Annotated in this window: 14 protein-coding genes; 6 read left to right on the plus strand and 8 right to left on the minus strand. The window is 71.0% G+C overall.

Annotation, left to right across the window (positions count from 1 at the left end; genetic code table 11):
- Window positions 1-6 precede the first annotated feature (6 nt).
- Window positions 7-948 (plus strand): NAD-dependent epimerase/dehydratase family protein, encoded by a 942-nt coding sequence (locus tag ACFY1P_RS31185; protein ID WP_390752515.1) that lies wholly within the window; start codon window positions 7-9, stop codon window positions 946-948.
- A gap of 281 nt (window positions 949-1,229) precedes the next feature.
- A complete protein-coding gene (locus tag ACFY1P_RS31190) occupies window positions 1,230-2,396 on the plus strand; it encodes a Cmx/CmrA family chloramphenicol efflux MFS transporter (protein ID WP_361521463.1) in 1,167 nt (388 codons plus the stop codon).
- A 174-nt stretch (window positions 2,397-2,570) separates the two neighbouring features.
- Here ACFY1P_RS31190 and ACFY1P_RS31195 read toward each other — a convergent pair whose 3' ends face one another.
- The 5 genes from ACFY1P_RS31195 to ACFY1P_RS31215 form a co-directional block, all read right to left on the minus strand.
- Window positions 2,571-3,296 (minus strand): methyltransferase domain-containing protein, encoded by a 726-nt coding sequence (locus ACFY1P_RS31195; RefSeq protein WP_361521460.1) that lies wholly within the window; start codon window positions 3,294-3,296, stop codon window positions 2,571-2,573.
- Window positions 3,297-3,340: 44 nt separating this feature from the next.
- Window positions 3,341-4,066 (minus strand): tRNA-dependent cyclodipeptide synthase, encoded by a 726-nt coding sequence (locus tag ACFY1P_RS31200; protein WP_361521457.1) that lies wholly within the window; start codon window positions 4,064-4,066, stop codon window positions 3,341-3,343.
- Between the two features lie 22 nt (window positions 4,067-4,088).
- Window positions 4,089-4,409, minus strand: a complete 321-nt coding sequence (locus tag ACFY1P_RS31205; protein WP_361521454.1) for a DUF6092 family protein — start codon at window positions 4,407-4,409, stop codon at window positions 4,089-4,091.
- Entirely contained in the window at window positions 4,378-4,920 is a 543-nt protein-coding gene (locus ACFY1P_RS31210) for a nitroreductase family protein (RefSeq protein WP_361521451.1), read from the minus strand. Before ACFY1P_RS31210 ends, ACFY1P_RS31205 begins: the two co-directional genes overlap by 32 nt.
- A gap of 479 nt (window positions 4,921-5,399) precedes the next feature.
- Window positions 5,400-5,753, minus strand: coding sequence for a putative quinol monooxygenase (locus ACFY1P_RS31215; RefSeq protein WP_390752516.1), 354 nt, complete (start codon window positions 5,751-5,753; stop codon window positions 5,400-5,402).
- 104 nt (window positions 5,754-5,857) lie between these two features.
- Here ACFY1P_RS31215 and ACFY1P_RS31220 point away from each other — a divergent pair, with 104 nt between their 5' ends.
- A complete protein-coding gene (locus ACFY1P_RS31220; protein ID WP_390752517.1) occupies window positions 5,858-7,051 on the plus strand; it encodes a saccharopine dehydrogenase family protein in 1,194 nt (397 codons plus the stop codon).
- 271 nt (window positions 7,052-7,322) lie between these two features.
- Window positions 7,323-7,829: a carboxymuconolactone decarboxylase family protein gene (locus ACFY1P_RS31225; protein ID WP_361521442.1), complete on the plus strand. Its 507-nt coding sequence runs from the start codon at window positions 7,323-7,325 to the stop codon at window positions 7,827-7,829.
- Between the two features lie 52 nt (window positions 7,830-7,881).
- On the opposite strand, the gene ACFY1P_RS31230 is transcribed toward ACFY1P_RS31225, so the two are convergent.
- Window positions 7,882-8,433 (minus strand): GNAT family protein, encoded by a 552-nt coding sequence (locus ACFY1P_RS31230; RefSeq protein WP_361521440.1) that lies wholly within the window; start codon window positions 8,431-8,433, stop codon window positions 7,882-7,884.
- A gap of 48 nt (window positions 8,434-8,481) precedes the next feature.
- On the opposite strand from ACFY1P_RS31230, the gene ACFY1P_RS31235 reads away from it, so the two are divergent.
- On the plus strand, window positions 8,482-9,084 hold the full coding sequence (locus ACFY1P_RS31235) for a TetR/AcrR family transcriptional regulator (protein ID WP_390752518.1): 603 nt from the start codon (window positions 8,482-8,484) through the stop codon (window positions 9,082-9,084).
- Window positions 9,085-9,220: 136 nt separating this feature from the next.
- On the opposite strand, the gene ACFY1P_RS31240 is transcribed toward ACFY1P_RS31235, so the two are convergent.
- Entirely contained in the window at window positions 9,221-9,847 is a 627-nt protein-coding gene (locus tag ACFY1P_RS31240; protein ID WP_361521434.1) for a TetR/AcrR family transcriptional regulator, read from the minus strand.
- A gap of 98 nt (window positions 9,848-9,945) precedes the next feature.
- Between ACFY1P_RS31240 and ACFY1P_RS31245 the strand changes: the two genes are divergently transcribed.
- Window positions 9,946-11,067 carry a Gfo/Idh/MocA family protein gene (locus ACFY1P_RS31245; RefSeq protein ID WP_390752519.1) on the plus strand — a complete coding sequence of 374 codons (1,122 nt, stop codon included), beginning with the start codon at window positions 9,946-9,948 and terminating at the stop codon, window positions 11,065-11,067.
- Window positions 11,068-11,174: 107 nt separating this feature from the next.
- Here the strand turns inward: ACFY1P_RS31245 and ACFY1P_RS31250 are convergent, their stop codons facing one another.
- Window positions 11,175-14,138 carry an amino acid adenylation domain-containing protein gene (locus tag ACFY1P_RS31250; RefSeq protein ID WP_390752520.1) on the minus strand — a complete coding sequence of 988 codons (2,964 nt, stop codon included), beginning with the start codon at window positions 14,136-14,138 and terminating at the stop codon, window positions 11,175-11,177.
- Between the last annotated feature and the right edge of the window lie 392 nt (window positions 14,139-14,530).

The raw sequence follows: 14,530 nt of genomic DNA on the forward strand, positions 1-14,530 counted from the left end.
GCGGGCGTGAGTCTCAACGTCGTCATAGGATTCGGGCCCGCGGGTGCGGCCACCGCTCGGCTGCTGGCCGAGCAGGGGCATGCCGTACGGGTCGTCACCAAGTCGGGCCGGAGCCCGGAGCCCGGTATCGAGCACGTCGCGCTGGACGCGTCGGACAGCGAGCGACTGATCGAGGTGTCGCGGGGCGCGACCGCGATCCACAGCTGCGCCGCGCCGCCCTACCACCGCTGGACGAGCGAGTGGCCGTCCCTGGCCTCGTCGCTCTGCGCGGCGGCCGAGGCCACGGGAGCCGTCCTGGTCATGCTCGGCAACCTCTACGGATACGGCCCGGTGGACGGCCCCATGACCGAGGAACTGCCGCTCGCCGCCACCGGCCCCAAGGGAAAGGTGCGCGCCGCCGTATGGGAGCAGGCGCGGAGACTGCACGAGCAGGGCCGCATCAGGGCGGTCGAGGTGCGCGCCTCGGACTTCTTCGGGCCCGGCGTGACCGATGGCGGACACCTGGCCGCACGGGTCATGCCCCGCCTGCTGCGCGGCAAGCCCGTCTCCACCCTCGGGAACCCGGACGCCCCGCACAGCTGGACCTACCTCCCCGATGTGGCCAGGGCCCTGGTCGAGATCGCGGGCGAGGAGCGCGCCTGGGGCCGGGCCTGGCACGTCCCCACGCAACCCGCGCTGTCCACCCGCGAGATGGCCGGCCGCCTCGCCGCCAGGTCGGGTACGGGCCCGGTCGCGGTGCGCGCACTGCCGCCGGCTGTGCTGGGTCTCGCGTCGCTCTTCTCGCCGCTGCTGCGCGAACTGAAGGAGATCCGCTATCAGTTCGACCGCCCGTTCGTCGTCGATTCCCACGCCTACGAGGCCGAGTTCGCGGTACGGGCCACCCCTGTCGACGAACAGATCGAGGCGACGGTGGACTGGTGGCGCGAGCGCCTGGCCACCCAGGGATGACATCCGCGGAGATATTCCGGTTGATGACCGGCGAGGCGATGGCTAACCTGCCTCGGGTGACGAACCCCGAATCAGACAGAACGGAGCCGCCGGTCACTCGGCGGCGGTCCGGCGCCTGACCGACAACCACTCGGTTCCCTCGGTCGGCCCCGCTTCCGGTGGCCGGACACGATCCGTGTGTCCGGTCCTCTTCGGGCTCTCGTCCCGGTCACGGGCGACACAGTCCGATGCCCGGCGCACGGATGCTCCTGTTCGCGCGTCTGATCGCTGGAGTCGACCTCTTGCCTCTGTTCATCTACGTCCTCGGCCTTGCCGTCTTCGCGCAAGGCACCTCCGAGTTCATGCTGTCCGGCCTCGCTCCGGACATCGCCCGCGACCTGTCCGTGTCGATGGGAGCCGCGGCGAGCCTGACGTCCGCGTATGCCATCGGGATGATCATCGGTGCGCCGGTCATGGCGGCGCTGAGCGCGCGGTGGTCACGCCGGCGGGCGCTGGCGGGTTTCCTGGCCGCGTTCGTCGTCGTGCATGCCGTCGGCGCGACCGCGACGGATTTCCGGCTGCTGTTCGGCACGCGGGTCGTGGCCGCGGTCGTCAACGCCGGTTTCCTCGCGGTGGCCATGTCCGTCGCCGTGGCCCTGGCGGGCCCGGCGGCACGGGCCAGGGCCACGGCGGTCCTGCTGTCCGGGGTGACGCTGTCGTGTGTCGTCGGCGTACCCGCCGGTGCGCTGCTCGGCGACCGGTCCGGCTGGCGCGCGGTGTTCGCGGCTGTCGCCGCCCTGTGTCTGCCCGCGCTGGTATGGGTGTTCCGGTCGGCACCTGCCGGCACGGCCGGCCTTCCCGACGTCCCGGTCAGGCAGGAAGCCCGTGCGTTGAGGTCGCGGACCGTGTGGTTGACGCTGGTGCTCGCCGCCGTGGTCAACGGCGCGACCTTCGCCACCTTCGCCTACCTCGCCGTCATCGCCACGGACGTCACCCACCTGCCCGGTGACGCGGTGCCCGGGCTCCTGGCCGTGTTCGGCGCGGGCGCGTTCGCCGGAGTCACCCTGGCGGGCCGTACCGGTGGCGGGCGGCTGGGGCGGGGAGTGACGCTCGCTCTGTGCGCCTTGGCCACCGGATGGGCGGTGCTGGCCGCGACCAGCACCCATGCGGTCGCGCTGTTCGTCGTGACGGTCGTCCAGGGCGGCCTGTCGTTCGGTATCGGTTCGGCACTCGCCACCCACGTCATGCACGTCGCGACCCGCGCCCCGGCGCTCAGCGGCTCGTTCGCCACGGTCGCGCTGAACGTCGGCGCGTTCCTGGGACCACTGCTCGCCGGCACTGTGACCGGGGCGGCGGGTGACTACCGGGGCGCCGCCTGGGTCAGCGCCGCCCTGGCCACGACGGCGGTCGCCGTCCTCGCCGTCGCCCGGACGCGCGCCGCGCTCGGACGTACCAGGGAAGCCCGGTGAACGGCCCTCCTTGAGGGGCCGTCAGCCCGGATCCGGACACGCCGGAACCGCGCCGGCCAGGCGTTCCCCACGGTGGAGGCGTGGGGGTCCGCAGTGGCCGCGCGGTTCCGGGGTACGACGTTGCCGGTGTCTCCTGACAGCGGCGAGCGCCAAGCGTGTCCGGTCTTCCTTCGGCTACGCCTTGCGAGCGCTCAGGAGAAGGTTGACGGGGTTCTTGGTGCAACGCCGGGCGCGCTCCGGGTCATCGGCACCGGGCGAAGCCTCCATGGGCTCCCACGTGACGGCGGTGAAACCCGTGGCTTCGAGCACCCTCGCGACCGTCTCGCTGGGCCAGTAGTGCACCGTGAACGAGGTGAGCGGAGTCGTCCGGATCGACATCGTGTAGGGGTCGCCCTCGCACGGCTCGTCAGGGCGGTCGATCAGGAAGCCGCTGGCCTCCTGGGCGCTCTCACCGGCGTGCACGTTGCCCACGAAGGCGAGCAGCCGCCCGCCCGGGGTGAGGTGGGCGAACAGCCGCTCGCTCATGCTCTCCAGGCTCTCGCGGCTGTCCGCGTAGTGCAGGACATGAGCGGCGGCGACCACATCGAAGGTGCCCAGCGCGGGCATCGTGGCGACATCGTGCACGTGGTACTCGATGCCGAGCGGCTGCCGGGCCTCGATCTCCCGGGCCCGCTCGACCATGCCTTCGGACAGGTCGACCCCGATGACTTCCGAGGCACCCTGCCGCTTGATCAGGCGGCTGTAGGTGCCTTCACCGCAACCCAGGTCCAGCACCCGCTTACCCTGCACCGGCCCCAAGGCACGCCGGAACGACGGGTATTCCACCTGCTCCCGGTAGAACCGGACGACGTCTTCCGTCGTGTCGTAACGCTTGGCGACCTCGTCGTACTGTTGCGTCATGCTTTCTCCTCAGTGTCGCCGTGGGTGAATGCCCGGTCCTGATCTCACACCCCGGCAAGCACCATGGAGGACGGTTTGACGACGACGAACGCCTGACCCGGCGCGGCACGGAATCCCGTCGGCTGCTGGGCGAGATATTCGGATATCGGCGTCTTCATGTGGTAGAGGACCACCGAGGTCGAGACCTCGAAGATGCTCGGCGAATCGGCGAACAGCGGGGCCTCGGCCTGGACATAGCTCAACCCCGCGCGCAGGTGCTCCGGAGTGACCTCGCCCTCCGCACCGGGCCGGCTCTGGACGATCTCCTGGACCATCGCCTCGCAGATCGAGGAGAACTCCCGATCGTCCTCGATGGCCTGGTCCGTCTGCTTCCGTACGGCCTGGTAGACCGGCAGTTCCATGAGCTCGGACAGTGCCCGGACGCGGAACCGCGCGGCTTCGGGGCCCAGCCGCTCCAGCGCCCGCCGTATTCGGCGGCGCACGTCCTTCAAGGTGGCCTTCACCGACCTCATGGCGCTTTCCGGAGTACGGCCGTCAGCGATGAGCATCGTGTCTATATGCGTGTCCACATAGACGACATCGACCTCGCGGAAGGAATTGCCCGCCCACTCCAGCAGTGCGGTGAGGCGCTCCTGGTTGAAATAGCTGTTTCCCGCGCTTATCCCGATGAGGGCGTGCTCCCCGCGCTGCCAGATTCGCTGGCAGCCGTCGCTGAGCGGTTCCGCGTGCATTTCCAGGGGGGTGTTCTCCGCAAGCGAATTGGGCTGCATGCCGGATCTCCTTCCACTCCGCTCAGGAGGACTTGGGGTCCTTCAGAGCGCCTGCCATCTTCAGGCACAGCTCGTCGAGAATCTCGGAAATTTTCAGGTCGCCACCCATCGGGGCGTACATGATGCCGTCCAGGCGCTCGCGGACATCGGAGAGCTCGGGCGTGCTCGCCCCGGCCCGCTCCAGGATTTCCAGCGTCCGGCGAGCGGCATCCGCGCAGCGGTACGGACCGTAGTCCGCCGGCTCGTCCAGCAGCCCTCTCCCGCTGCTCAGAAGGTAAGTGGCGAGAAGAGCGATCTCCTCGCGCAGCCGGTCATGCGGCAGAGCCGTGTCCCCAGACTTCATAGCTGATCACCTCGTTCTTGTTGCGACGGTCGGACGGCGTGGGAGCTTCTGCGGGACGGCCGATGGGCACCAGCAGGACGGGCTCGATCGGCTCCGGCAGATCGAGCAGGACCCGCAGGGCGTCCTCACGGAAGCTGCTCACCGGGCAGCCGCCCAGGCCCAGGGCGTGGGCGGAGAGCAGCAGGTTCTCCACGGCCATGGCCACGCAGAGCTTGGAGGTCTCGTAGATCTTCTGGGAGATCTTGCCGGTCAGACCGTCCGTCATCCGCCGGTCGACGCAGGCGACAACGACGAACGACGGGGTTCCGATCATTCCCGGGGAGAACGCCCGGACGCGTCGCACGCTTTCCGGCCGGCGCACCACGACGAAGGACCACGCCTGTTTGTTGGAGGCGGTGGGTGCCGCCAGCATGCACTCCAGCATCTGGTCGATGAGCGCGTCATCGAGCTGCTCGGACGCGTAGTTCCGGAGAACGGTCCGCGAGCGCAGGACCTGCAAAGTCTCGGGCAACGTATCCGGCAGCGATTTCGACAAGGGACTGCTTGGCATCACTTCCCTTTCTCTTGGCTCTCGGGTAACAAGCGCCACATGTGTACCGCACGGAGATTTGGCCATACAAGGCCATGGCGGACCAATAACCCTTGACACCATGCGGAGTTCACCGTTCAGCCACGAAGGGGACGAACGGCCGGATCCGCGCTACTGCTGCCCGCGAACAGCTGGTAGAGCCCCCGCACCGCAAGGCGTGACGCCTCCGGGCCTGCCGGGCGGGAACGCGCGGCAGGGGAAAGATGGCGTGTCCAGCGATCCTTTTCGGCCGCGGGGTGTGCGGGATCGGTGCCGCTACGTAAGGTGTTATGTGCGCATTTGACGGCCTGTGCACCCTTCCCGTCTCGGGATGTGGGATTGATCTCGGCGACGGCCGAGGGTGCACGGGTCCGTGGTGGCGGCGGTCTTCGGTCGCGCGCGACCGGGCCGGAGCGTGTGTCTCAGCCTTCGCCGCCGTGGTCGGGGAATTCCGCGAAGGTGACCGCTTGGGGGTGCGCCTCGATCCATTCCCTGAGCTCGGGCCCGAGCGGCCCGTACAACTCCGCGTACACCATCTCCGCGCACTGGCCGATGCGTGCCAGCAGGTCCGCGCCACGTGCGTTGTGCGCCATGGCGGCCGACGAGTCGACGTACTCCTCGAGCACCAGATAGCTGCCCGCACCGGCCGAGAACCACCGGTAGTTGAGCGTCCCGGGCTCCTCGCCCGCCTGCTCGCGCAGCGCCAGCGCCGCTTCCTCGAAGTCGCGCTGCCGCTGGTCGTGGACGTCGAACCGGGCACGTACGAAGAAACTCATGCTCACCTTCCGATTGATCGCTCAGTCGTTCGGTGCGTACCCTGCTCGTCCTCCTCGCAAGCGGGCGGACGGACCCGAACTCGATCCCAGCAGCCGGAGGCTCCATGAACAGGCAGGCAGAACCGCAACGGCCTTATGACGTCGTGCTCTTCGGGGCGACCGGATTCGTGGGGGAACTCACAGCCGAATACCTGCTGGCGCACGCACCGCAGGGCTGCCGGTGGGCCCTGGCCGGGCGCGACCGGCGGAAACTGGAGCGGCTGCGTGACCGGCTCGCCGCGCTCGACCCGGCGCGGGCCGCCGAGGTGGCCCTGGTGACCGCGGACGCGAGCGACCGGAGCGCGATGCGCGCGCTGGCCGAGTCGGCACACGTCGTCGCCTCGACCGTCGGCCCGTACATCTGGTACGGCCAGGAGCTGGTGGCCGCGTGCGCGGAGGCCGGCACCGACTACACCGACCTCACCGGCGAGCCGGAGTTCGTGGACCTGACCTACGCGCGCCACCACGCGCGGGCCCGGGAGACGGGGGCGCGGCTCGTGCACGCCTGCGGCTTCGACTCGATGCCGCACGACCTCTGCGTGTACTTCACCGTCCAGCACCTGCCCGAAGGGGTGCCGCTGACGGTCGACGGGTTCGTACGGGCCTCCGGGCTCATCTCCGGCGGGACGTTGAGCACGTCCCTGACGATCGCCGGGCGCCCCCGCCAGGCGAGGGCCGCGGCCCGGGAACGGCGCCGGCACGAACCGAGCCCGGCCGGGCGCCGCGTGCGGGCTCCGCTGGGCGTGCCGCGGTTCAGCAAGGAGACGGGCACGTGGGCGCTGCCGCTGCCGACACTCGACCCCCAGGTCGTACGCCGCTCCGCCGCCGGACTCGACCGCTACGGCCCGGACTTCCGCTACCGCCACTACGCGTCCGTGAAATCACTGCCGATGGCCCTGGCCGGCCCGGTCGGCGTGGGCGCGCTGGCCGCCGCCGCGCAGGTGCCTCCCGTACGGACCTGGCTGATGAACCGCTACGAACCGGGCCGGGGCCCGGGCCCCGAGCAGCGGGCCCGCGCCTGGTTCCAGGTGCGGGTCGTGGGCGAAGGGGGCGGCCGCCGCGTGTTCACCGAGGTCTCGGGCGGCGACCCGGGTTATGGCGAGACGGCGAAGATGCTGGCGGAAGCGTCGCTGTGCCTCGCCCTGGACGACCTGCCGCACACCGCGGGACAGGTCACGACGGCCATGGCGATGGGCGACGCCCTGATCGGGCGCCTGGACACCGCGGGCCTTCGATTCCGCGTCCGTCACGCCGCTTGAGAGGCTGATGGTCCTGGATCGCTCCAGGACCATGTCAGCACTGCGGCCGCTTGCCGTGGTTGGCGGCCTTACGGCTGCGGGCCTTCTTCTTACGCCGTCGCTTCGAGGACATGCCTGCTCCTCCCTCAATGGATTCAGCCCAATTTATCCCTTCTTGGTGTGATGCGCCTGGTGAGCTGGTGCTCGTGGAAGCCGGGCTCGCGGTCACATTCCCGCGCCGTGATCCGTCAGGGCAGTGAAAGCGATGTGAACACCCTTTAAGGAGATGGCGATGGAAGCACGATCGATCACTGCCGAGATCCCGATGGCGCCGCGGATGGCGGACGACCCGGTGGAGCTGGTCCCGGAGCTGGCCGAGGTGTCGGCGGCGCTGTTCAAGGCCACCGGCAACCAGTCCGTGCCGCGGACCACGATCAGTCTGGTCCAGCTGCGCGCCGGCCAGATCGTCGGCAACACCTACCTGACCGTCCTGCACACGGGTTTCCTGCGCAAGGCGGGGGAGACCGAGGAGCGGATCACGGCGGTGGCGTCCTGGTGGGACGCCCCGTATTTCACCGGTGCCGAGCGGGCCGCACTGGCGCTGGCGGAAGCCGTGTTCCAGCCCGCCGCGCACGGAGAGAGGGTCTCCGACGAGCTGTACGCCCAGGCGTCCGAGCACTATGACGCCAAGGCGCTGGCCACCCTGATGATCGCCATCGGACAGGTCGGCTTCTTCATCCCCGTGGCCCTGATCGCCAAGCCGGTCCCCGGCCGGTCGTTCAGCGAGCCCTGGAAGTAGGACCCTCCGGCCTGGTGCCGGTGAGCGCCTCGCGCGCCGGCACCAGGCCCGCTCACCGGCTGTGGGCGTGCCATTCGGGGGCGAGGACCGCCCAGATCCGCTTGTCGTGGCGGATGCCGTCGAAGGGCCATGCCTGGCGGCGCACGCCTTCGAGCGTCATGCCGAGCCGTTCGGCGACCGCGGAGCTCCGGTCGTTGTCGGCGCGGCAGTGCCACTCGGCACGGTGTGCGCCGCGGTCGGTGAAGGCCCAGTCCAGCAGGGCGCGGCACGCCTGGGTGACCAGTCCGCGGCCCTCGGCGGCCGGCTCCAGCCAGCAGCCGACCTCGCAGGTGCCGGCGGCGGAGTCGAAGTCGGTGAACATCACGCCGCCGACCAGCGTGCCGTCGAGCCAGATGCCGTACAGGCGGGCTCCGTCCGCGGCCTGGCGCTCGGCGTAGCGGCGCAGTGTGCCCCGTGCGCCGTCGAGGCCGTCGGTCACGAACGCGGGACCCACCCAGGGCCGGATGTGCTCGCGGGCCCTGTCGAGATGGGCGGCGAATTCCTCGGCATGCCATATCTCGAGCGGGCGGAGGACGGCGTTGTCCCGCAGGGGGAGGGAGAACATGAGGACCCCATTCACATAACAAGCGTTACGGTTATGTACCGTAGCAGCATGCCACGTACCAAGGGCGATCACGAGGCCCGTCGCCGAGACGTGTCCGAGGCGGTGTGGAGGGTGCTGGCCGCGCACGGCTTCGGCGGGCTGACGCTGCGCGCCGTCGCCACCGAACTCGGCGCCACCACCGGCCTGCTCACCCACTACTTCCCCGCCAAGCGCGACCTTCTCGCGTACGCCCTGGACCTGCTCGCCGAGCGCACCGCCGCCCGTCCCCGGCGCGCCGCGGGGGAGGGCCTGCCCGCCGTGCGGGCCGCCCTGCTCGACATCCTGCCGCTGACGGCCGAGGCCACCGCGAGCAACCGGATCTGGGTGTCCTCCTGGGACACCGCCCTCGCCGACCCCGCCCTGAGCGACGACTACGCCCGCAAATACGCGCAGAGCCGCGCCAAGCTGCGCGACCTGGTCGCCGCGGCGCAGCGACTCGGCGAACTGCCGCCCGGAGATCCGGAGCGCATCGCCGCGGGCGCCCAGTCCTTCGTACTCGGTCTGGTGGTGCAGGCGTTGCTCAACCCGACGGAGTTCCCACCCCACCGGCAGACCGAGCTCCTCGACGACTATCTGGCGTCGCTCACTTCCGGCGGCGGGCCCGTGCGCTGAAGAGGCCCCCGGGCCGCCGCGTGAGGGTTCTTCAGATGTGGCTCCGCGCCGCCCGGGTGCCCGCTTTGGTGTCATGGCTGCAGGTGAGCAGGTGGCGGGCCGCCTGCCTCCACGGTGTGTCCATGCGGAGCTCGGGTCAGTGGAGGGCCCGGTGACTCGCGCGGACCGGGCGCAGCCCGTCGAGGATGACGCGGAGATTGCGTTCCCACTGCTGATCACTCGCTCGCAGCCCCAATGTGTGATCGCCGGTGGCGGCGGCAGCGAACAGGAAGGGAACGTCCTGCCACGCGATGTCCGTTCGCATCGCGCCGGCCTCCTGGGCGCGTTCCACCAGGTGGCGAATCCGTCCTCGCAGATCCTCCAGGCGCGGGGCGAGCGTGTCTCCGCAGGCGCCGCCGAGCGCCTCGTTGATGCCGCAGCTCTCGGCCCGAAGGCGTACGTAGGCGGCGGCGAACGCGCAGAGTCCGCTCCAGGGGTCCGGGTCCTCCAGCGCCCGGTCGGCCACGTCCGCGACCTCGTCGAGGACCTCGTCGAGCACCATCCCGAGGAGCACCTCGAGGGAGGGGATCCGCCGGTAGAAGGTGCCGACGCCCACGCCTGCCCGGCGCGCGATCTCGTGCGCGGACACACCGACGCCGACCTCGGCGACCGCGACGCGTGCGGCCTCCACCAGCCGTTCGACGTTGCGTCGCGCGTCGGCGCGGGGGCGGCGCCCCGACGCGTCGACGAGCAGGCGGTCCACAGTGCTGCGCGGTTGGTCCATGCGCCGATCCTAGCGATAACTGGACCAGATCTGTCCGCTTGGCTAGAGTGGACACCAAGCGGACAAGGCTTGTCCGCTTACGTCTGGGGGTTGTTGCCATGGAACGGAAGAGCATCAGGGTCGGCATCATCGGGGCGAGCCCCGAGCGGAGTTGGGCCGCCCGGGCACACATACCCGCTTTGACGGCCTCGCCGGAGTACAGCATCACCGCGGTCGGTACCAGCCGCCCCGAGAGCGCCCACGCCGCAGCGCGGCAGGTCGGTGCCGCGCACGCCTTCACCGACGCACGGCAGCTCGTCGAGGACCCCGGAGTGGACCTGGTCGTCATCACAGTCAAGGTGCCCGCCCACGCCGAACTGGCCCAGGCGGCGCTGACGGCCGGCAAACACGTCTACTGCGAGTGGCCTCTGGCCCGGACCACCGACGAGGCGGAGGCGCTCGTGCGGTCGGCCGACGCGGCGGGCGTGCACCACGTGACCGGGTTGCAGGCACGGTATGCCCCGGCGATCGCCTACGCCCGCGAACTGATCGCCGACGGCCGTATAGGGCGCGTCACTTCGGCCACCGTGTACGCCGCCCGCGCCAAAGGGCCAGGCGGGCAGATCCCCGCCTGGGGCGCCTACACACTCGATCGCACCAACGGCGCCGGGACCCTCGAGGTCGCCGGCGGGCACACACTCGACGCGCTGCGATACGTACTCGGTGACATCAGCGACCTCTCGGCCACCTTGTCCGTCCAGCGCACGCACCACACCATCGCCGGAACCGGTGACACGGTCGAGGCGACGAGCCCCGATCACCTCCTCCTGAACGCGACCCTCACCAGCGGTGCCGTCGTGTCGGCCCACATCCACGACGCCAAGCCCGCCGAAGCCCGCACCCGGCTGGAAATCTCCGGCACCGAGGGAGACCTGGCCATCGTCTCCACCGGAGCGCACGGCCCGGCAGGCATTCAGATGGGCGAACTGCGCCTGCTGGGAACGGGTGGTGCGAGCGGAACCTGTCAGGAACTGCCCATCCCCAGCCGGTTCCGCCGGCCCGCCGGGATCGATCCCGCCGCCGAGGGCTTCAACGTGGCCCAGATGTATGCCCGGCTGGCCCACGACCTCCGTACCGGCTCGCACAGCGTCCCGGATTTCGCCGCCGGTCTGCGGCTGCACCGCCTCCTTGACGTGATCAGGCTCTCCGCGGCCACGGGTACCCGCCAGCCCTTGGGCTGACCCCGGCCGGGGCCCAAATGCCGGCCTTCGCCCACAGGCCCGCACCGGAAAGGCCGCTCCGCCCTGCCCGCCGGGTCGAGGGCAGGGCAGGGCCGGTGCGCACGGGATCAGCCGAGCACCTCGCGGGCCAGGCCCGCCACGCGCTCCAAGGTCGGCTCGCCCACGATCCGGGCCAGTTCCGCCATGAACGCCTCTTCCTGCTCCGGGGCCAGCACCTCACGGCAGACGGCCCCCACCATGGCGAGCAGCGAGAGTGAATCCCCGCCGAAGCGGTGGAAGTCGGCCTGGGCGTCCAGCCGGGAGCGCTCCACTCCCAGAGTGCGCGCCCAGATGTCCGCCACCGCCTCCTCGACCGGGTCCATCGGGGCCGCCGGCCCCGTCCCACGCCCGCCCGCGCCGTCCGGTTCGCCTTCGGACGGGTCCGGCAGCGCCTTCACGTCCACCTTGCCGCTCACCGTGTAGGGCAGTTCCGGCACCACCATGGTGGCGGCCGGGACCATGTAGGAGGGCAGCAGGCCGGTCAGATGCCCCGTCAACTCCGCCTCCGTCACAGGTGAGGTGGTCAGTACGTAGCCGTACAGGGCCTTGCCCGGGCGGCCGGGTCCGGTCCTGGCGACCACCACGGCCCGTGCCACGGCGGGGTGGTCCTCCAGCGCCTGGGCCACCTCGGCCGGTTCCACCCGGTGGCCGCGCACCTTGACCTGGTCGTCGACGCGCCCCACGAACTCGATCTCGCCCGACGGCAGGATCCGGGCGAGATCGCCGGTGCGGTAGACGCGGCTGCCGTCGGCGAAGTGGACGAAACGTTCCCGGTCGAGATCGGGGCGGCCCAGATAGCCGCGGGCGAGCTGCGCCCCGCCCAGATACATCTCGCCCGTCTCGCCGGGGGCGACGAACCGGCGCTCGGAGTCCAGCAGGAACACCGTGGTGTTGTCCGCGGGAAGCCCGATCGGCACCACCGCACCTGCGCCGTCCGCCTCGGGGTCGAAGGTGTGGGCGGTGCACCCGATGGTGGCCTCGGTCGGGCCGTAGAGGTTGACGATCCGGCAGTCCGGCCCGAACATCTCCTGGGCCCGCGCGGCCACCTCCACCCGCAGCTGCTCACCGACCACGACCACCGTGCGGTACCCGGTGGGCGAGACGTCGAGCCGCCCGATCAGGTCGAGATGGGCCGGGGTGAGGTTCAGCGCGTTGGCTCCCGAGTGCTGCAACAGCTCGCGCAGCGAGAGATGGTTGGGGTCGTCCGGCATCAGCACCACGCGACCGCCGGCCAGCAGCGGCAGGAAGACCGACGTACCCGAGACGTCGAAGGACGGCGAGGTCAGCAGCGGCAGCCGGATGTCCGCCTCCACCCCGAACGCGCGGGTCGCCCAGTGGACGTAGTTGAGCAGGTTCCGGTGCTCGATCTGCACGCCCTTCGGGCGGCCGGTGGAGCCCGAGGTGTAGATGACATAGGCCAGATCCTCGGGGCCGACGGCGGCGTCCTCGTGGGGCCCGGGAGCCTCTGCGTCCACCGCGAGGTCGTCGAGGATCAGCGCCTTGCGGCCCGTCTGGACGCACTCGCGCTGGTCATAGGGCCGTTCCACCAGGCAGAAGCTGCTGTCGGCGTCGTTCAGCAGATCGGCGAGGCGGGCGTCCGGGTGCCGGACGTCGAGCGGGAGATAACACGCACCGGCCCGGAGCACACCCCACAGCCCGGCCAGCGCGGCCACCGTACGGCCCGCCAGCAGTCCCACCACGCTGCCGGGGCCGACGCCATGACGGCGCAGTTCGGCGGCGACCGAATCCGCGCGGCGGCTCAACTCCCCGTAGCTCACGTCTCCTTCGGGGCCGCTGACCGCGATCCGGTCCGGGGTGCGCTCGGCCTGCGCACGGAAGAGCTCGACCACCGAGCGGTCGGACGGCAGCGGGCGCTGGGTGCGGTTGCCGTCCCACTGCCGGTACTTCCCGGGGGACAGCGCCTCCTCGATGGTGTCCAGCACGGCATCCGCGCGCTCCGCCATGCCGGGGCCGTCGTGCCAGGCCACACTCAGCTCCGTGTGTGCGCCGGTCTCCACCAGGTTGACCTCCAGCGGGCTGCCGGGGCTGGTGGTGCCCAGCGAGTAGACCGTACGCGCGTAGAACTCCCCGGCGGAGTAGTCGGCCAGGTCGACGCTGCCCATGTGGGAGAGGTAGGCCAGGCTGTTGTACCGGTTCTTCCGGGTCGCGGAGCGGTCGATCGCGGCATTGACGGCCCGCAGCAGCGGCAACGGCGTGCGCAGCGTCGAGCCGGCGAACAGCGGGGCCAGCTCCGCGCCTTCGGCCAGCGCGGCGAGTATGCGCTGGTGCACCTCCTGCCAGCCGTCACCGGCGTTGACGTCCAGCCGCAGCGCGCGGACCAGCGAGGCGGTGGAGCGCGGCTCCGGGAGATGGCGGCGCAGGTCCACCGGCACGAAGAACCGTCCGCGCCCGGAGCCGTACGTGCGCGCCAGCGCCGCCGCGATCCTGGCCGTCGCCGCCGGGTGGCGGCCGTCCACCGTGCGGCGGCGCCAGAGCAGACCGGGTGAGTTCGCGGCGCGGCGGCCGAGCAGCGACGGCCACTCCATCTTGGGGGCGGGCAGGGCCGGTGGCAGGCCGCCGGGCCGGTCGATCCCCCGGATCAGCTCCTCGTCGTTGAGCCGGGACGGCGCGCCGAGCGGATCCTCGCCGCGCAGCACCCGGAAGACGTCCGCGGCCCAGAGCAGCAGGCCGCGCCCGTCGGTGACGCCGTGGAAGGCGCGGAAGACCACGGTGGAAGGCGTTCCGGGCACCAGCACGACCTCACAGGTGGCACCCGAGCCGTCCAGTGTATGATGCAGGTAGGGCGCGCCGAGGTGGTCACGGCCGCCCGACGGCCCGTCAATCACCTTGACGGCAGGGGGAGTTCCGCTGTCCACCCAGCGGCGGCCCCGGCGTATCAGCCGCATCCCGGGGGATGCCGCGGCGGCGACGGCCACCGCTTTGGTGAGGTCCTCGGCCGACAGGTGGCCGTCGCCTTCCACCACGTGGAGGACGCAGTGTCCCGGCCTCATTCCCAGGAATACCCATTCCATGGGGGACACGGCACGGGTGTAGGGCGGGGAGTCGGCGGGGTCGGTGTGAGCGGTGGCGTCGAGTGGTCTGGACGCGGGTCCGCTGCTGCGTTGATTACTCAAGGTTGGTCGCAATCGTTGTGGCGTTACGTCGACTCTCGCCGTGCGAGCGGGCCGGTCCGGGGCGGGCTCCTGCTCGGCGAGTTCCGCACCGGTGGTGCGGTCGGATTTCCGGCGCGGTTCACCGCGCGTGGTGCGGGGCAGGCCGTGGCCCGGATCTCACCGCGGGAAGCCCCTGGTTCCTCGGCTGGACTGTGTGACCTCCTGTTCGGTAAGGCCCTCCACCGGAAGGCGTATCGGCGTTCGCGCCACGGATGCAGGCGCCTGCCCTGTTCCCCTGGGCGTATCCGGCG

Source organism: Streptomyces sp. NPDC001407 (genome assembly GCF_042895325.1).
GTDB lineage: Bacteria > Actinomycetota > Actinomycetes > Streptomycetales > Streptomycetaceae > Streptomyces.